Origin of the sequence: Mesotoga sp. B105.6.4 (genome assembly GCF_002896535.1) — a bacterium.
In the GTDB taxonomy this organism is placed as follows: domain Bacteria; phylum Thermotogota; class Thermotogae; order Petrotogales; family Kosmotogaceae; genus Mesotoga.
The window spans coordinates 1-18,307 of sequence record NZ_JWIM01000030.1; the positions used below are offsets into that span (position 1 = coordinate 1).

14 protein-coding genes, 1 pseudogene and 1 riboswitch are annotated in these 18,307 nt (G+C 47.0%); of the genes and pseudogenes, 6 read left to right on the plus strand and 9 right to left on the minus strand.

Going from position 1 to position 18,307, the window contains the following annotated elements:
* A pseudogene (locus tag RJ60_RS16425) lies at window positions 1–171 on the plus strand (group II intron reverse transcriptase/maturase); the annotation flags it as partial.
* Between the two features lie 873 nt (window positions 172–1,044).
* Here the strand turns inward: RJ60_RS16425 and RJ60_RS06680 are convergent.
* From RJ60_RS06680 to RJ60_RS06710, 7 genes are all read right to left on the minus strand, one after another.
* Window positions 1,045–1,830 carry an inositol monophosphatase family protein gene (locus RJ60_RS06680; RefSeq protein ID WP_103134288.1) on the minus strand — a complete coding sequence of 262 codons (786 nt, stop codon included), beginning with the start codon at window positions 1,828–1,830 and terminating at the stop codon, window positions 1,045–1,047.
* On the minus strand, window positions 1,823–4,192 hold the full coding sequence (pheT, locus tag RJ60_RS06685; RefSeq protein WP_103134289.1) for a phenylalanine--tRNA ligase subunit beta: 2,370 nt from the start codon (window positions 4,190–4,192) through the stop codon (window positions 1,823–1,825). The genes RJ60_RS06680 and pheT overlap by 8 nt, the downstream gene beginning before the upstream one ends.
* Window positions 4,189–5,220, minus strand: coding sequence for a phenylalanine--tRNA ligase subunit alpha (gene pheS / locus RJ60_RS06690; RefSeq protein WP_103134290.1), 1,032 nt, complete (start codon window positions 5,218–5,220; stop codon window positions 4,189–4,191). Before pheS ends, pheT begins: the two co-directional genes overlap by 4 nt.
* 33 nt (window positions 5,221–5,253) lie before the next feature.
* The gene (locus RJ60_RS06695) at window positions 5,254–5,676 is read right to left on the minus strand and encodes a Fur family transcriptional regulator (protein ID WP_103134291.1); all 423 of its coding nucleotides are present in this window, start codon (window positions 5,674–5,676) and stop codon (window positions 5,254–5,256) included.
* 114 nt (window positions 5,677–5,790) lie between these two features.
* Complete coding sequence (locus tag RJ60_RS06700; protein ID WP_099829505.1) at window positions 5,791–6,672, minus strand: hypothetical protein; 882 nt, start codon at window positions 6,670–6,672, stop codon at window positions 5,791–5,793.
* Window positions 6,673–6,711: 39 nt separating this feature from the next.
* Complete coding sequence (locus RJ60_RS06705; protein WP_099829506.1) at window positions 6,712–7,206, minus strand: hypothetical protein; 495 nt, start codon at window positions 7,204–7,206, stop codon at window positions 6,712–6,714.
* Window positions 7,199–7,759: an RNA polymerase sigma factor gene (locus RJ60_RS06710; protein WP_099829507.1), complete on the minus strand. Its 561-nt coding sequence runs from the start codon at window positions 7,757–7,759 to the stop codon at window positions 7,199–7,201. Before RJ60_RS06710 ends, RJ60_RS06705 begins: the two co-directional genes overlap by 8 nt.
* Window positions 7,760–8,027: 268 nt before the next feature.
* On the opposite strand from RJ60_RS06710, the gene RJ60_RS06715 reads away from it, so the two are divergent.
* Both RJ60_RS06715 and nth read left to right on the plus strand, forming a co-directional pair.
* A complete protein-coding gene (locus RJ60_RS06715) occupies window positions 8,028–9,446 on the plus strand; it encodes an aminopeptidase (RefSeq protein WP_103134292.1) in 1,419 nt (472 codons plus the stop codon).
* Window positions 9,439–10,086 carry an endonuclease III gene (gene nth, locus RJ60_RS06720; RefSeq protein ID WP_103134293.1) on the plus strand — a complete coding sequence of 216 codons (648 nt, stop codon included), beginning with the start codon at window positions 9,439–9,441 and terminating at the stop codon, window positions 10,084–10,086. Before RJ60_RS06715 ends, nth begins: the two co-directional genes overlap by 8 nt.
* Here the strand turns inward: nth and RJ60_RS06725 are convergent.
* Both RJ60_RS06725 and RJ60_RS06730 read right to left on the minus strand, forming a co-directional pair.
* The gene (locus RJ60_RS06725; RefSeq protein WP_258006204.1) at window positions 10,031–11,560 is read right to left on the minus strand and encodes an iron ABC transporter permease; all 1,530 of its coding nucleotides are present in this window, start codon (window positions 11,558–11,560) and stop codon (window positions 10,031–10,033) included. The two genes, nth and RJ60_RS06725, sit on opposite strands and share 56 nt — an antisense overlap.
* 40 nt (window positions 11,561–11,600) lie before the next feature.
* Entirely contained in the window at window positions 11,601–12,578 is a 978-nt protein-coding gene (locus RJ60_RS06730) for a thiamine ABC transporter substrate-binding protein (RefSeq protein WP_103134294.1), read from the minus strand.
* 29 nt (window positions 12,579–12,607) lie between these two features.
* A riboswitch (TPP riboswitch) is annotated at window positions 12,608–12,708 on the minus strand.
* A 46-nt stretch (window positions 12,709–12,754) separates the two neighbouring features.
* Between RJ60_RS06730 and RJ60_RS06735 the strand changes: the two genes are divergently transcribed.
* From RJ60_RS06735 to mnmE, 3 genes are read left to right on the plus strand one after another with little or no spacing between them, the layout of a single operon-like run.
* Complete coding sequence (locus tag RJ60_RS06735; RefSeq protein ID WP_103134295.1) at window positions 12,755–13,981, plus strand: nicotinamide-nucleotide amidohydrolase family protein; 1,227 nt, start codon at window positions 12,755–12,757, stop codon at window positions 13,979–13,981.
* Window positions 13,957–16,992 (plus strand): transcription-repair coupling factor, encoded by a 3,036-nt coding sequence (gene mfd / locus RJ60_RS06740; RefSeq protein ID WP_103134296.1) that lies wholly within the window; start codon window positions 13,957–13,959, stop codon window positions 16,990–16,992. Before RJ60_RS06735 ends, mfd begins: the two co-directional genes overlap by 25 nt.
* A complete protein-coding gene (gene mnmE, locus RJ60_RS06745) occupies window positions 16,985–18,304 on the plus strand; it encodes a tRNA uridine-5-carboxymethylaminomethyl(34) synthesis GTPase MnmE (RefSeq protein WP_103134297.1) in 1,320 nt (439 codons plus the stop codon). The genes mfd and mnmE overlap by 8 nt, the downstream gene beginning before the upstream one ends.
* Window positions 18,305–18,307 lie beyond the last annotated feature (3 nt).

Consider the following 18,307-nt stretch of genomic DNA (forward strand, 5'->3'; position numbering starts at 1 on the left):
ATGTATACAGTACTGAGTCGGCTAAACAAAGCCTTAGTTCAATGGGTAAGAAACAAGTACAAGAAAAGGAGAGGTCGTACAAAAGCGGGTAAATGGCTAGAAGCTCTTGCTCGCAGAGAGCCTCATCTATTTGTACACTGGACAATGGGGATATTCTATTCGGCTGGATAATGGGAGCCGGATGAATCGAGAGATTCAAGTCCGGTTCTGAGAGAGCCTGGGGGTGAAATCCCCCTGGGCTACTCACCAGAAAAAGCAAGAGACCGGGGTTGGGGGTAGGAAAGAACGAGAGAACCTGGTTGACCGTTGAACGGTTCTCCGAGGAGAACCCGTTGTTCGTTCCAGAGCGAGTATCTGTTCTTCGTTCTTGGTGAAGATCATAATGCAGGAGCAAGAAGATCATAGCCAGGAACCCCAAGCAGAAGCATTTTGGGGCAGGCTCTGCAGGTTGACTGCTTTTTTGAATCCTTCCCTGTGAAGCATGCATTACGACCTGGCGTGATCTTCGCCACCCTTGCGTCCGCCGATGTTCTTTGGCCCATTGCTTCTCGCGATGTTCTTCCCGGAGAACGGCTCTTACAGCGTTAAGCGGATCTTTACAGCGTGCAGCGAAAAGCGGGTCTTCCAGCAACCAGCGGTTTTTTTCTTAAGCGTGCAGCTGCTCTTTCGAAGGACAGGTCCTCGCTCTTGGACGGCGAACGGACAACGTCTCTTTCGCTCTTCTTCTGAACCAAGAACAAAGCTCCTAGTTCTGGAACGAAGAACTTGGGCGCAACGCGCCGGAACCGATCTTCCGATACTATCGGAGAACGGCGAACCGCTGACGGTCAACGTGGTTTTTCATCAGCGCTCAGCGTACAGCGGTTCTTAGCCCGCGAAGCGGAATTGGCCTTTGCTAAGCAAAGACTGGCCGCACGAAATGCGACTGGCGTGCGTCAGCAGACTGGCTCTTATCTTGATTGCTGCCGAAGGAAGCTTTGCGTCCGCCGATGTTTTCGGCGCATTGCGTACCCGGGTGCAGCGCGCAGTAGGCGTCTGCCTCACTTAATCATACAAGACTCTCTCCCTGAACTCTTCAACCAGCTCCGGAGAGTTGTTGGCAACGAGAACATTGGGATCTAGAAGGTCAAGAGGTTCCTTAAGACAGCTTCCAACGAAGCCACCGGCTTCCTTCACCAGCAGGACTCCGCTGGCAACATCCCATGGCTTGAGTTTCTCTTCCCAGAATATATCTGCCCTGCCGGCTGCAACATAGGCAAAGTCAAGACACGCGCTTCCCGTTATTCGAACGCCTCTACATATCTTTATCGCTCGATTAATTCTCCTCGTAATTCTCTCAAAAGACGTCTCGGATGAGTACTGAAGGCCAACATGACTTGTAGCTTCTCGAAGCTCTTTTGTTTTGCTAACCCAAATCCGTTTATTGTTTAAGTAGGCACCCTGACCCTCAATTGCATGGAATGTCTCCTTCCGGTTGTGATCATAGGTAACTGCCAATACGACACGATTTTCTGTGTACAGAGCAATCTGTGTCGAATAGTGAGGATTTGACTTCGAGAAGTTTGTCGTGCCGTCCACAGGATCAACTATCCACATTGTTGAGGATCTAACATCTGGTCCCGACTCTTCTCCGAGATACGCAGCATCCGGGAAGAGATTGTGAAGAAACGACTTGAGATTTTCTTCTATCTCGAGATCAACCGAGGTAACAATGTCCTTGTACCCGGACTTTCGTTCAACCGAAAACTCTTCCTTCGAGACCTTCCTCCATAGTTCAGGAAGATAAGCTCTGATTTTCCTGCTGAAGGTATTGAGAAGCAGATTATCCACGCAGCTTCACACCAATCTCTTCAGTCTCTTTTAAAACCAACTCGATTAGAGAGTTTATCTCTTCGTCGGTAAGGGTCTTTTCGAAAGATTCAAAAGCTAGAGTAACTGTTATGCTCCTGTATCCATGTTCAATGCCTTTTCCTTCATACAGGTCGGAAACCCTTACTTCGTTGAAAAAGGTTCCTTCTAGAGTATTGGTTATCAGCTTTTCAAGCTGCCCATAGTCTATAGAGTAAGGAACAAGGAACGAGAGATCTCTGAAGACTCTTGGGAATGGAGAGATTTTCTTTACTCCGGAAAACTCTTTCATCATGCTTTCAATTAAGGTTACGTTGAGTTCTGCAATAAACACTTCACCGCTTTTGATTTCGTAAAGAGAATCGGCTATTGCTGGATCTACAGCACCAAGGAAGCCCGCTCTTGCACCCTCAATCTCTACAGAGACTGCTTTCCCTCTTTCGAGCCAAGGGGCTGATGAAGGCTTGTACGCAGGAGTTAAACCGTAAAGTGAGAAGAACTCGTCGATTATTCCCTTGATAGTGAAGAAGTCGATTACCCTCTTGTCGGAATAATCCTGTGGATTCTCTCTTCCTGTAGCCACAAAACCTAACGCAGTTGTTTCGCACTGCTTCTCAAGTGGATTGAAAACCGAAGCTATCTCGAAAAGCTTGATATCTCTGTTCTGTCTTCTGAAATTGTAGGATGCCGCAGCTAAGAGATTATAGACTAGCGATGGCCTCAAGACAGCCATATCCATCGACAGCGGGTTCCTCAAAGCGATGCAATCGACTCCTTTGTTTACTTTTGCAATCTCTTCGGGATTTACGAAACTGTATGTGACAACCTCGTCGAAACCATTTGCGACCATCAGATCCTTAAGTCTCTTCTGCCTCTTCAAAGACTCCGGTACGCCAGCCGAGATGGGGAAAATCCTGGGCAGTTCGTTTACTATCCTGTCGTAGCCGTAGATTCTGCCGATCTCTTCAACAAGATCAATTTCCAGTTTTGTGTCGTATGCTCGAAAAGCAGGTGGTTTTACCTTCCAGCCATCATCTGTGCGCTTCACTGAAAACTCCAGGCTTTCAAGTATTCTGCCGATCTTCTCTGGCGGAACTGCTCCTCCAAGTCTCTCACTTACGTACGACTCTCTTAGCTTTATATGCTGAAGCTCGGGCACCCTTCCGGCATCGACGATGTTCGAACCTACGTTCGCGCTACAGAGCTGCTTCATTAGATCGGCCAGTCGTCTTATCACGTATATCGAATCTTCGTAGTCTATACCTCTCTCAAATCTGTACGAACTGTCTGTGGAGATCCCAAGCTTCCTTGCTGTCTTTCGGATTCTCACGGGATCAAACACGGCAACCTCTAGCAGAACTCTTTTCGTAGTTGAATAGACTCCCGATTCCTCACCACCCATAACTCCCGCAAGGGCTAGAGGGGTTTCGCCATTTGTGATCAGCATATCGTTGTTATCAAGCTCCACGGTTTTTCCGTCGAGGAGTTCCAGCTTTTCTCCGTTTCTTGCCTTGCGAACAACTATTTCGGTTGATCCAATCTTCTCCACGTCGAATGCGTGAACAGGATGACCGGTCTCAAGCATCACGTAATTCGTTATATCCACTACGTTGTTTATCGGCCTGAGACCTGCCGCAACCAGTCTCTTCTTCATCCAGAGAGGAGACTCGCCGATTTTCACATGGTCCACCAGAAGGGCCGTGTATCTGATACAGCCATTGTCGTTCAGCTTCACCTTCAGAAAAGGATCATCTCCGGTCGGAATCGACTCATCCACTTCAGGTCTCGTGATCTTCTTTTCAAAGATCGCACCTAGTTCTCTCGCCAATCCAACGACAGAGAGACAGTCTCCCCGGTTGGCCGTCAATTCCACTTCGACCACCGGCGAGTCGAGCCCAAGCAGTTCAACCACGGAATCCCCCGGTCGACCTTCTTCAAGTCTCAATATAGTAAGTGATTTGTCCTCCAGACCCAACTCCTCAAGAGAAAGGAACATTCCTTCCGATTCAACTCCAAGGAACTCCTTTTTCTCGATTTTCATTCCTGAAAGAGAGGAGCCTTCAGGCAACACGGCAACTGTTTCGCCTTTCTTCACAGTCAAGTCTGCTGTAACCACAGTTATCTTACGAGCACCGATGTCAATCTCGGTTATTTGAAGCCTTTCACTCTCAGGGTGAATACCTGTTGAAACAATCCTTCCCACCAATGCGCCCTCGACATAACTCCAGGGATACTCAACACCTGCAACTTCAGTACCGCTCAGTGATAAGCTATTGCCGAGTTCCTCAGGGGATTTGTCGCTTATATCAATGAAGTCACCAAGCCATTCGAGATACAGTCTCATATTACAGCCCTCCTGTAACCCCTAAGGAAGCGTCTATCGTTCCGAAGAAGGTCCCTGATGTCTTCAAGATCGTACTTCAGCATCGCAATTCTCTCAAGACCCGTTCCGGCAGCAAAACCACTCCAGACTTCAGGATCGTATCCTACGCTCTTAAATACGTTCGGATGTACCATGCCTGCTCCAAGGATCTCTAGCCATCCACTGCCTCCACAACTTCTGCAGCCTTCTCCGTTGCAGATCCCGCAACTCACATCGACTTCAAAGCTCGGCTCCGTAAACGGGAAGAAGCTGGGACGTAATCTGATCTTCCTGTTATCGCCAAAGAGCCTCTTGACAAAATGGTCTAGCGAGCCCTTCAAATGGCTGACCGATACTCCCTTATCCACGAACAGGATCTCAAACTGATGGAACATAGGAAGATGAGTAGCGTCGGGAGTGTCCTTTCTATAACAGGTCCCAGGCGCGAATATCGCGAGAGGCGGGTTTCTTGACTCCATTGTCCTTATCTGAACGGGAGAAGTATGCGTTCTGAGGAGTCTGCCGTCTTCAAGATAGAAAGTATCCTGCATGTCTCTTGCGGGGTGCCACTCAGGAGTGTTCAAAGCCTCGAAGTTGTAGTAGGTTGTCTCAATCTCCGGACCCGTCGTTACCTCGAAACCCATGCTTACCCAGATACTCTGGACCTCTTCCATTGTCTGGCTGATCAAGTGTAGAGAACCTATATCCCTCTTCTTGCCCGGAATTGTGTAATCGAGCCTCTCGGATTTCTCTCGTTCTATCCTGGCCGTTTCTTCAAGTTCGTTTCTGCGAGTACTCAGAGCCTCTTCAATCGCATTCTTATACTCGTTGACCGTCTTTCCAAACTCTCTTCTCTCCTCAGGAGGAATCTCTTTCAACTTCTTCATAAGCGAGGTTATCAAACCCTGCTTCCCGACGAGCCTGGATTTCTCTTCCTGAAGTGAGTTTAAATCAGATATTTTCATCACTCTAGTGAGGACTTCTTCCAGATTAATGTCTAGTCCTTTCATTATTGCACCCCCAAGAAGCGTTTGAAGTTATCGTTATCTTGTCTTGCAGTCTGAACAAGAGCCCTTGTAGATGACCTCGAGCGACTTCACCTCGAAATCGTTCAGTTCAGGAGGAAGTCTTCTCATGCAAGCTTCAAAGTATTTGATTGGGATGTCGAAGACTCTACCGCAGGTATTGCATATGAAGTGACTGTGAGGCTTGAGATTAGGATCGTATCGCCTGGAAGTCTTAGTTACAGCAATAGCCCTAATGATTCCTTCCTTTTCAAGAACTTCCATTACGTTATAGACTGTAGCCATTGAGATATTTGGATAAAGTTCTAAAGCAGATCTAAAAACTTCCTCAGCTCCCGGATGACCTTCATGATCTCTGAGAATCCGGATTATCGCAACTCTCTGAGGAGTGATCCTGTAGCCCCTGCTCTTGAGAAGAGCTATCGTCTCCTTGATCTCCATAATTCTATAGCCTCCAAAAAAGGTTTGATTGATTATACAACAAAATTCATTCAATTTAGAAAAAGATTTATGAAAACCTCAATAAGACTTGCTTCTAGAAGAAGGCAGCTTCAATCAATAGAGGTCTTCAAGAAGAGCCTTCAGGGTTTTAGTATCCGCCATCCCAAGAAGACTAACCGCTGAAGAGGCCGAGAGTTTCTCAATTGCATAGCTGAATCCGTTTGCTTCCGCCATCTGAGCAGAGAACTTCTGAAGGTAATCCGGCTCAGAATTGAAAGAGAAGTACAGGACCATTCGTCCGAATTCCGGAGAGTACATGAGAAGTGTGTACAGATAGGTCTTACCATCAGTTGCGAAATCCATTGAAGACCATGCGAAATGCCTTTCGAGCATAGCTTCAGAAAAATAGACCGGCGGACGAACAATAATCATGCCGTCGGTAGCATTTGAAAGCTTGGTCAGAGCTTCATGAGACATCTCTGAGTAGTTTCTATAACTTGCACTAATCGAATGAAATGGATAAGACTTGACGAGCTTAAGAAGTCTATAGTTATCGTCATAAGTAACATCAAATGAGAGATCACCCGAGGAAATCGTAATCTTTCTGCCGCTTGGCAAATCAAGAAAGAGATTGATCGTATAAGATTTGCTATTCACTAGATCCACGAAATTGTCTTCGAAATCCTTTATCTTTGTTATCGGCTCAAAGGCAACGCTTCGCGTTCGGAAAATGGCATAATGGCCCGAGCTATTCCTAACCCAACCAAACTCACCCTTCGTTGTCGAGTAAGAAGTGACCAGCTTGTACGGACCAGATTTTATTACTCGCTCGTTCTTCGCAGTAGTAACTATTCCGCTCTCTTGTACGTATCTGTCTACTTCATACGAAGAGTTCTTGAGTGCATTAACAAGCGTCGTTAACTCTTCAACAGCATCCTTTCCAACCGCCAGCCCGACAGTAAGCAATAGGACAACGAGTACGGACAGCTTTTTCACGGCGATTTCACTCCTTTTGTGTCTTAGAGCGCGTATAGATCAATAAGTTGTGTTGATTCCGGAGATCTCAAAGTCATTGTTCACAGACGATTCATTCAGGAAGCCCAGAGAACGTTCCATCTCTTTCTCCATGACCACAATATCATTCATCTGTGAATCAGCATGTGAGAAAACAGTCAAATTAACCCTGAGTCTCTCGTTCAGAGTCGAACTGTAACCAAGAACGTTTGCAAGTTGATAGAGATCGCCCTTTTTCTTGATTAGAATCGTATTGCCAGTGAAGAATGATACTGAAAACAGACCAAGAACTAGACATGCGGCCACAGTTCCGAGCATCTTGTAGGGTCTGCTCTTTAGCTTCTTGATCTTGCCAACAGTCCTCTTCTTAAGCTCATCAGAAGGTCTGTAAGAGCAGCTTTCCTTAAGAGCTCCAATCACCTTCACATAACTCCTAATTTCCTTCTTCTCATCTACCCTCATTTCCTCTAAAGGGATCTCGCGATCCAAAATGCGGACAAATCTCAGTTCATCCAATGTAACCTACCTCCTCGAGCATCTCCTTGAGTCGCTTTCTTGCATAGTGTAACCTGCTTTTCACCGTTCCGACCGGCTTTTCAAGTATATCGGCGATCTCCTCGTACGACAGGTCATCTATGTCTCTCAACTTAATCAGCAAACGATCATCTTCGGAAAGCTTGCCAACCACTAACATGAGTTCTTCAAAAGAAATCTCGTCCATAACTTCCCCAAAAACGTTCGTAGTTGCCGGCGGCTCAAATGTTACTTTGTCTTCGCTCTCTACGAAATCAGTCAAGAACTCGTTGTTCCGTTTTCTCTTGGCCAATGTGTCTTTGCAAACATTCACCGCAATCCTGTATAACCAAGTCGATAGTTTGGCGTCTCCACGGAACTTCTTGACGTTCTTGAAGACTTTTATAAAGACTTCCTGGATAACATCTTCTACATCATCATATCCAAGATACGATTTGATAACACTACCCAATCTCGGGGCGTAGTCATCATACAAGACTTCGTATGCCCAAACTTTCTTCTTCTTCAGTCCGTCTAGTAGCTTCTTTTCGTCCAACCATACCACCCTAATCTGTTCTATATGACGATGGAGAAGCGAACAGGGTTCAACTTCGCAAGTTAATTATACTAATTATTCGAGATTAATCATATCAATCCATTATAGACTGCAAATTCTTTTTACATGCGAATCATAAAATGAAAATGGCAAAACGCAGGAGCTCGACCTGTGTAAGAGAAGCAAATCAATGCAGGTCGAAAAAAACAAGCAAATCCGATAAAATTAAAGACGTTGGAACGAAACAGACTTTCATGGAGGTGAAGTATTGAAAAAGGAAGAAGTCAAGAAGCTCGGTGAAAAGCTTACTTTGAAGAAGAAGAACGCCTGGTTTACGCTCGACAGAGATGCGGTCTTTGCCTATTCAAAAGATTATATGAACTTCATTGGCAAATCTGTAACAGAACGTCTGGCTGTCAGACATCTTGTGGACCTTCTCCAGAAAAATGGTTTCAAACCCCTCTCTTCATTCGAGGAAAGCGGCGTTAAAAAGGGTGACCGCATATTCATCACCAAAGGCGGCAAGGCGCTAATCGCAGCAGTCATCGGTGAAGACCTCAAGGACGGTATCGACATGATTGCAGCTCACCTCGATGCCCCCAGATTGGATCTCAAGCCGAGTCCTCTTGTAGAAGATTCGGAGCTTGCAATGCTCAAGACACATTACTACGGAGGAGTCAAGAAGTATCAGTGGCTAAACATACCTTTGGCCTTCGTAGGTACGGTAGTCAAGAGCAATGGAGAATCTGTTGATGTCTCTATTGGAATGAGCAGCGATGATCCTGTATTCGTGATTTCCGATCTTCTCCCTCATTTGGACAACAGGGAAGGCGATTTCAGAAAGGTCTTTCAAGGAAAGGATCTCAATGCCATGTCCGGATCTATTCCTATAACGGACGTAAAAGACTTTGAGAATCCAGTGAAGCTGATGTTCCTTAATCTGTTGTATGAAAAGTACGGACTTGTTGAAGAAGACTTCTTTTCTGCCGACATCCAGCTTGTGCCGGCTATCGAACCGAGGGAAGTTGGACTTGATCGATCTATGATCGGTGCTTACGCGCATGATGATAGGGTCTGTTCATACACTGCTATAACAGCGCTCAAGGATATGTCTTCAATAGAGAACCCAAAGAGGACTGCAATGGTCCTTCTCTTCGACAGGGAGGAGATAGGAAGTGAAGGCGTTACAGGAGCAAAGGGGCGGTTTTGGGTCGCCTTTATCGAGAAGCTTCTCAATCTTTCTGGAGAGAAGGGGCTTTACGAGATCGACTTCCTTCTCGAGAAATCCAGAATGATATCGGGAGATGTTGCCGCCGGATTTGACCCGACCTTCAAGGATGCTCACGATCAAACAAATGCAGCAAGATTCGGATATGGAATTGCAATATTGAAATACACAGGCTCCAGAGGGAAGTCAGGAACCAGCGAAGCCAGCGCGGAGTTCATGGGCTATGTGCGAAACCTTCTGAACGAGAAGGGAGTGCACTGGCAGAGTACGATCTTAGGAGAAGTCGATAGGGGCGGCGGAGGGACAGTTGCGAAATTCTTCGCCGAAAGGGGAGTCACAGTAGTGGATGCAGGAACGGCCGTTTTTGGTATGCATTCCCCGTTCGAGCTTCTCTCCAAAGCAGACCTTTACGAAACCTACAGAGCATACAAAGCCTTCCTGGAGGGAGGCGATGTCTAGTTCTGACTGCTCACCTGCGGCAGTGTCGGAATGGATAGTAGAAAACTTTCCTAGAGGTCGCGACTATGAAGAACCTTTCAAGGTTTTGGTGAGCACAATATTGAGTCAGCGCACAAGAGATGAGAATACCGAGGAGGCCTCTCGCAGGCTCTTCTCGGTTTATCCCGATCCGGAGTCGCTTATGAAAGCTCTCCCGGAAGACCTGTACGAGCTGATAAAAGCATCCGGGATGTACAGGCAGAAGGCTTCCAGAATAATCAACTGCGCAAGAATAGTCGTAGAAAACTTTGGAGGGGTTGTCCCCGATACCCTTGAAGAGCTTGTTACAATTCCCGGAGTTGGCAGAAAGACGGCTAACATCGTTCTAAACGTTTCATTCGGAAGGGAAGCCCTGGCAGTCGACACCCATGTTCACAGAATCGCAAATAGACTGGGATGGGTGAAGACGAAGAGGCCCGACGACACCGAATTTGCTCTGATGAAGATCTTGCCGCCCAAGATATGGGGGCCGGTGAACGGGTCAATGGTTGAGTTCGGCAGGGAGATCTGCAGACCTGTAGGCCCAAAGTGCGACATTTGTGGAATCAGGGAGTGCTGCGACTACTTCTCTCAGGTCTTTGTGCAAACCACCGGGAGATAGCGACAACGGAGATAATTATGATTCCCAAGGCCGAACTTAAGAACCTTGCCTCCAGTAGATAGCGGCTTCCGTTCAGTCTGTAGATGGCAACGGCAAAGGTAGGGAAGTCTTTGCTCCCGAGTATTAGCGATCCGCCAAATTCGCCCATAGAAATGGCGAAGACTACCGTTGCAGCGTAAATAATCGTGCTTCTAAAGAAAGGGATTATCATATACCATACGCGTGCAAGTTTCGAAGCACCGTCGAGTTGCGCCGCCTCAAGGAAGGCAAGCTCAGCACCGATCACCTGACCACTTATGTAGTTCAAAGCAACGGGTAACGAAATCACAATGTAAAGCAGCACCAGCAGCAGTGGAACAGGGAAACTCCCAAATGCTGTGAGATAGGAAACAGCTAGAATCGAAGGTGTTACGGACAGAGCTATCAAAGACACTATTCTCAGATATCTCGATTCTCGATAGGTGTGCCTTGCTTGCCACGAAAGAAAAAAGGCGATTGTTACCGTCACAACGGCTGCAAGAAATGAAAGCGTTATTGAATTGACCAATGTGTTGACCAATCCCGTGCCGAGAAGCACGATCTTTTCTGTAAACAGCTTCGTTATCCTCTCGAAGATGAATTCCTTTCTGGTCCAGTCGTAGAATGAACTGAAGAGGGCACCAAGAATCGGTATCCACTCGAAGAGAACAAATATCCATGAGTAGATGCCCGTTAATCTGTTCTTTTCCAGATACTGCTCACCATGTTCAAAGGGCGAACTCTTCTCGCTCAGCGAAATGAGTAATCCGAAAACCATAATAAATGCGAACTGAACTGCGGCAAGAACGACTGCATTCTGCGGTGCAGCCAAAAGCCTGAAATTCATATAGATTGAAACTTCCAGGGTAGCGAATTGCGCCCCGCCCAATACAAGAACAACGGCAAAAGAGGTGAAACAGTAAGTGAAGATCAGAAGCGCGGAATTGATAATTGCCGGTGTAACAAGAGGTAGTTCTACTCGCAGAAGTCTTCGTATCCTCCCCGATCCGTCTATCTTAGAACTTTCCAGCACATCTGAAGGCAAATTTCTGAGCGCATTCCCAAGAACTAGTATAACTATTGGTGCGTTATAGAAGACGTGTCCAAGTAAGACTGCCCCAAGAGAATAAAGAATCTGTACCCTCTCCAGACCGGCAAAAGACATCAGGTTGTTGAAGAGTCCATTTCTGCCGTAAACTGCCAGGAAGCCTATTGCCATCGATATGCTGGGAAAGAAGAACGGTATATAGGTTGTTATTCCCAATAGACGTGAAAGACGACCGTTGCTTCTCGCATAGTGAACTGCCGCCGGGAAACCGACGATCATTGCCAGAAATGTACTGAGAAGCGCCTGCTTGACCGTGAACCCGGCAATCGACCTGAACGAGGGCGACGAAATCACTGAAAAAATCGTATCTAACTCTAGATTACCGAAGGCAAAGAATAACGGCAGCAAAACAACGGCCGCGATCCCAACTGCAGATATTGTCAGAAATTTACCTTTCGTATATTACCGCTTCCCACTTGGAGATGAGTTCGGAAAGATCCACCTCGGCAGATAGTTTCAGAATCTTCTCCGGTTTGACGGCATAATCGAAGGCCGGGGGCATCTCTACATCTATTACAGGGAACATCCACTGGTTAAGGGGAATATGACGCTGAAAGTCCTCACTCAGAAGAAAGTCCATGAACATTTCAGCATCGCGCAGATTCTTCGTCCATCTTATGATTCCCGCTCCCTCAATCTGGACGTAACCCCTGCCCTCTGGAATTATTGACATATAGACAGATTCACCGTAATAATGCATTGAATATGCTCCATCCGTGGCATAAGAAACCATTATTGGAGCCTCTCCGGATTCGAATTTCTGGAAAGAGTCGTCCCACCCGAGAGAAACTGTGAGTATCGAGGGTTTGAAAGCCTGCCAGAATTCCTCAAATCGCTCGCCAAAAAGCAGATAAGTCCAAGCGAGGAAAGATAGACCGGTACTCGAGGTTCTGGGATCTTGAATAATCACGCTCCTTCGATACTCCGGCCCGGTTAGATCCCAAAGCGTTTCGATGGAATCTTTTATCTGGCTAGTGTCACATATTAGCGCGATCCCTCCGAAATCATATGGGGTTAGTCTCCACTGACTATCGAGTAGAAGATCATTATCAAAGATCTTCTCATAGCCTTGGGGTCTGTAAGAAAGAAAGATACCTTCTTCGAAAGCACGTCTCGAAAGAAGGTTATCGATTCCAATCACGACATCTCCATCGAAATTCTCGCGCTCGGAAATAATCAAGCTCAGCAGAGAACCCGAATCTCCAACAGCGCGAAACTCAACTGCAATTCCCGTTTTTTCTGTAAACTTCGAAAAAGTCTCTTGCGCGAGCGGTTGAAGGGAATCGTATGAATATACCTTGAGCGGTAACACTGTCGAAAATGGAATGAAGAGGATCAATGATAAGACCAGAAATGCTCTTCTCATAAAAAACACCTCCTGCAAGAAATTACCGGAGGCGCTAGCCATGGCCTTCCCTACGCCGGTGCTAACCGGATCAGGTTCTTGGGGTCTGCTTTCAGCACTCTCAGCCTTCTGGGCTCCCCCGGCACTCAATTATAACACTACGCTTTTGGTGATACAATTGACCAGGAGGTGGTCGCTTGAAGGCTGCAATCCTTCTTACCGGGGACGAAATCACCAGAGGCGTGGTCAAAGACAGTAATGGAGGTTATCTCGCAGAGAGTCTTACGGCACTGGGATTTGAAGTCCAGTCAATCGTTGTAGTTCCGGACAGCAGGGAATACATAAGCCACGAGATAAGAACGGCTCTTAGTAGAGCTGATCTCCTCCTAATAACAGGAGGACTTGGAACCACATTCGATGACATTACTCTTCAGACTGTTGCCGACTATCTCGGCAGGGAGCTGAGCTTCGATAGCGAGTATTATTCTGCATTAGAAGAAAGCTTCCTTAAGCGGTTTTCCAGAGAAGCCCCTGCGGGACTGAAGAGGCAAGCTCTCGTTATGCAGGACTCGGTTCAGCTTCCGAACATCTCTGGTAGTGCCAGGGGATCATTTGTGAGAACAGAGAACAAGGAGATCGTTATTCTTCCCGGACCTCCGATGGAAATGGAAGCGGTCTTCATGGAAGCCCTCAAACACATTACTCTGCCGCCCAAGATGTTTTCTAGAACGATCGGATTCCTGGATCTTACTGAACCAGAAGTAGAAGACTTCACTGAGGAGATGCTTTCCAGGTTCTCTGGAGTAAAGTTCGTAACAAGAGTACGTTATTTCTCTGGTCCAACAGTGATCCTGTCCGCGAGTGACGAGTCTGTTCTCGAAGAGGTTTGCCGCCTCTTCTCCGAGCGGTGGAAAAGGTACATCTACACAACAAGCGGCGAGGAACTGGTTGAAGTGGTTGTCAAAGGGCTTCGGGAAAAGAACCTGACAATTTCCGTAGCGGAATCCTGTTCAGGAGGTCGCCTTTCTGCACTTCTCACTTCGGTTCCCGGAGTCTCAGATGTCTTTTCTGGAGGCATCGTATCTTATTCGAACGAATCGAAGATGTCACTCCTGAAAGTCAGTGAGAACTCTTTGAGTCAACACGGTGCCGTCTCTGAAGAGGTGGCCTTCGAAATGGCCGCGGGGACAAGTCGTCTCTTCGGAACTGATGTGGGCCTTTCCGTCACTGGAATAGCAGGTCCTTCGGGAGGGTCAGATCTTAAACCCGTGGGCCTTGTCTGCTCTGCAGTGAGGATTGCAGATTCAATAGAGACCTACACCGACAGATTCAAGGGAGCCAGAGAGACAATCCAGCTAAGAGCTGCAAGCACTGTTTTGAAAAGGCTTTGGAGGTTGTTTTGGAACGAGTATTATATAGAGTAAACGACCCGATTTCCTGGGTCGAGAAGAAAATCGAAAAGTGCTCTGCAACTGTAGTCATTTTTCCCAGCGAGAGAATGCTGGAATCCTTCATCGACATACATTCGAAGCATGAGGGTGATGGATTCTTCTTCTCTCATGATGTCTTCCCATTTGAAGACGTCGGGACTTCTCCCAGGATAAGGTCTGAACGACTCGCGTTGCTCAGAAAGCTGCTTCTCGGAGAGCTCAGAACCGTGTATACGTCTTTCCATGGTCTTCTGAGAAAGACAGTGCCAATCGAAGTCTTCGAAGGCCTTTCGCTGAAGGTTGAAGTTGGAGGTCCGCTCACTCTCCACGAGGACCACCTGCAGAGTCTGGGATATTCCAGGGCGTTTTCCGTCACAATTCCCGGGGAATTTGCCGTTAGAGGAGGAATTGTCGACATCTTCATTCCTGGGACTGAAAGACCGATTAGAATAGACACTTTCGACAGAGAGATAGAATCGATCAGAAGTTTCGATCCGGCAACTCAGAAGAGTCTTCAAAGGCTGAATGAAGCTTGTGTAACTCCTGCTGCCGAGGGCATCACCGCCTCACCGCACAGGGAACTCGCTCTGAAAAGAATTTCCAGCGCAGAAAAGGCAATCGGTGGCTCGGATGAGATTCTTCGGGACCGCCTGGACACGATGGATACTATTGCAGGAATCTTCTACGAGCGGCAATCGATTCTTCTTGACTTTCTTGAAAACTACAACGTAGTCTTTGTCAATCCAGACGATGCGTTAGCTGAGTTTGGGCGAAGAGAACGCGAGACTCTTGAACTCCTTTCGGACAAAGCTGTTAGAAAGTTCCTCTACATCAGATTCGGTGGAGTGTCCTCAGAAGTGCTACTGAAGTTGAAGGATTATTCCATCGTATCTGACGGAGAAGTCTCCTCTCTTGATTACGACTCGGAGCTCGGCGAGAAGCTTGAGATAATCAAGAGACCAAGGAGAGAAGAAGAGTTTTTGCCGAGAATACCGGTGGTTGACTGGACGGAGCTGGAAGAGGGAGATTTTGTTGTCCACAAGGAGTACGGCATTGGTCGTTATCTTGGAGTAAGAACAGTGGAGAACATTCTAGGAACCAGAGAGTATCTTCTCCTGGAGTACAGAGATGGAAATAAGATCTACGTTCCGGTCGACAGGGTCGATCGTGTTCACAAATACATAGGAAACACCGAAGGAATTCAGTTGAACTCCTTGAGAGGTACTGCCTGGAACAGACAGAAATCGAAAGTGAAGAGAGAAGTGAAGGCTTTGATTGAAGAACTGTCAAACCTTTACGGCTCAAGAGAGGCCTCGTCAGGAATTCCTTTGATAGGCGAAAGCGAGATGGAGAAGAGCTTCAAAGAAAGCTTCCCGTATCTCGAGACAGAAGATCAGCAGAAGGCAGTCGAAGAAGTACTTGACGACCTGAGTACCAACAAGCCGATGGATCGTCTAATAAGTGGCGATGCCGGATACGGAAAAACCGAAGTGGCTCTGCGTGCTACCTTCAGAGCAGTTGTCTCCGGGAAACAGGTCGCTGTGATGGTCCCTACGACGGTTCTGGCCAGACAGCACTTCGATAACTTCGAAAGCAGGCTTAGCCCTTTTGGAATTAGAGTAGAGATTCTAGATAGATACAGGACCGACGCCCAGAGAAGCAGGCTCTTGAAAAGGCTTAAGAATGGACAGGTCGATGTCGTTGTAGGCACTCACTCTTTGCTCTCAAAGGAAATCGTATTCGCCGATCTTGGCCTGGTAGTAGTCGACGAAGAACAGCTCTTCGGCGTCCTCCAGAAAGAGCACTTCAAGAAGCTTCGGTTGCAGATACATGTTTTGTCGATGAGCGCCACGCCAATACCGAGAACTCTTTACATGTCTCTTTCGGGTCTCAGAGACCTCTCGGTAATATCTACTCCGCCCGCAGGAAGAACTTCGCCAGAGATATATGTAGGAGCGATAAATGAAAGGCTTATCAGAACGGCAGTACTGAGGGAGACCAACAGAGGCGGTCAAACGATCTTTGTTCACAATAGAGTCGCCGAACTGCCGGAGATTCTCGTGAAGCTGAGAGATCTTCTGCCGGAAGTCAAGATCGACGTTGCTCACGGTCAAATGAACAAGACGGCCTTTGAGCGTACGATAAGGGAATTCTACGTTGGTGAACTAGACATGCTTCTATGCACAACAATAATCGAAAGCGGTGTTGATGTCCCTAATGCCAATACATTGATTGTGAATGATTCCCAGAGATATGGATTGGCCCAACTTTACCAGTTGAGAGGTAGAGTCGGCAGGAGCAATCGGAGAGCCTTTTCATACTTTCTTTACGATCCAAAGAGACTGTCCGATCCTTCGAGAGAGAGGCTGAAGGCTTTGAAAGAGTTCTCGGGAGCCGGAAGCGGAATGAAGATCGCAATGCGGGATCTCGAGATAAGAGGGTTCGGAACGCTGCTTGGCGCAGAGCAACATGGAAACATCAACTCGGTCGGACTGTACCTCTATCGTGAAATGGTAGATAAGGCTATGAAAGAGCTAAGAGGGGAGTTCGAAATCGGTGTCGAGGAAAGGACTGTAGATACGGAACTGAAGAATATTCCGTTCGATATGGTGATCCCTGAGGAGTATGTCTCCGATTCTATAGAGAGGTTGAAGATCTACAGAAGAATCGCAGCATGTAAAGAAGAGAGCGAAATCGACGAAATAGAAGCGGAACTGATAGATAGATTTGGCCGACTTCCTTCTCAAGTTGTCTCCCTTCTTGAAGCTTCGCGGATAAGACTTGGGGCATTCACTATGGGAATAAAGATCGTTGAGTACGATTCTCACTCGGAAAGCTTAGTTATGACTCACGACGAAAACCATATCCGCGACTCTCTGGGAGTTAGGAGCCGCAGGTTAATTGTAAACGAAAGGGAAGGGAAATCCATTCTCTATGGAGTGCCCGAAAGACATCTGATGAAGACGCTGAAGACACTCTTCCATGGAGCTGAGAACATTGTTTGAGGATATCATTTGCGCACTTTCAACTCCCAGAGGAGTATCTGCAACGTCTGTTGTAAGATGCTCCGGTCCACGGGTACTAGAGAGAATCCGATACTTGATCTCAGGCCCGAAAAGTCTTCAACCACGAAGGGCATATGTAGCGGAATTTGTCGAAGGCGATCGCTTCATCGATGAGGTCGTCGTTGTTTTCTTTGAAGGCCCTGCTTCCTACACAGGCGAAGATATGCTTGAGATCTCGTTTCATGGAAATCCGATTATTGTGGAGAACGCTTTGGAAGCTCTGTTTCGTGCTGGCTCGAGAATGGCTCTCCCGGGGGAGTTCACAAAGAGGGCGGTTCTGAACGGGAAATTCGATCTTATCAAAGCCGAGGCGATAAACGCCCTTATCACTTCCAAAACAGAGAGAGCTCTGGAAGCAGCCGTGAAAAGCTTTACAGGAGGTCTCAGTGAAGAAGTAATCTCTTTCAGGGAAAAGATGATTCGTCTTCTCGCCGCCGTTGAAGTTGAACTGAACTATCCTGATGAAGTTGAGACTGATTACTCCTCTCTGCACGGTGAACTCCTGGATTTGAGGAATGAGATTGCCCATTTCGTGAACAGTTCCGAGAACGGGATAATACTCTCTCGGGGAATCAAAACCGCAATCGTAGGAGAGACAAATGTCGGAAAGTCTACTCTTCTCAACGCTTTGCTGAAACGCGATAGAGCGATCGTCTCAGATCTTCCCGGTACAACGAGGGATACTATTGAAGAAGATCTCAACATAGAAGGTGTTCTGTTTAACGTAGTGGATACCGCAGGAATACGGGAAGCAACAGATGCTGTGGAAGAGTTGGGAATCAGAAGGAGCTTGAAGGCAATCGAGGAAGCCGATTTAGTAATTCTACTGAGAGATCCTCATAACCAGGAAAACCGGGATCTAGAGGAAGATCTTCGAAACGGAAGGAAGCGGCTTATTGTTGCAGCAAACAAATCCGATATTCGAAAGATCGAAAGCGGCTCTTACGATGTAATTATCAGCGCGAGAACCGGTGAAGGAATTAGAGATCTCGAGAAGCTCATGCTGAAGAAAACAGATGACATCACCTCGATTGAAGATTCCGTAATTATAAGCGCGAGGCAGAAACAGAAGCTTTCAGATTCGGTAGACTGCATTGACAAATCGATAGAAGCAATAGATAGTTTGATAACTGTCGACGTTGTGAGCACGATGATTGAGCAGGCCGCAAGAAGTCTCGACGAATTGTTGGGAACAAACGTTACAGAAGATTTGCTGAATAGGATTTTCGGCGATTTCTGTGTTGGGAAGTGATCT

Coding starts and splice junctions, on each gene's coding strand:
- pheT (WP_103134289.1), bottom strand. CDS start 4,192: ATGAGACTGTATCTCGAATGGCTTGGTGACTTCATTGATATAAGCGAC.
- RJ60_RS06730 (WP_103134294.1), bottom strand. CDS start 12,578: ATGAGAAGAGCATTTCTGGTCTTATCATTGATCCTCTTCATTCCATTT.
- pheS (WP_103134290.1), bottom strand. CDS start 5,220: ATGAAAGGACTAGACATTAATCTGGAAGAAGTCCTCACTAGAGTGATG.
- nth (WP_103134293.1), top strand. CDS start 9,439: ATGTCTAGTTCTGACTGCTCACCTGCGGCAGTGTCGGAATGGATAGTA.
- RJ60_RS06695 (WP_103134291.1), bottom strand. CDS start 5,676: ATGGAGATCAAGGAGACGATAGCTCTTCTCAAGAGCAGGGGCTACAGG.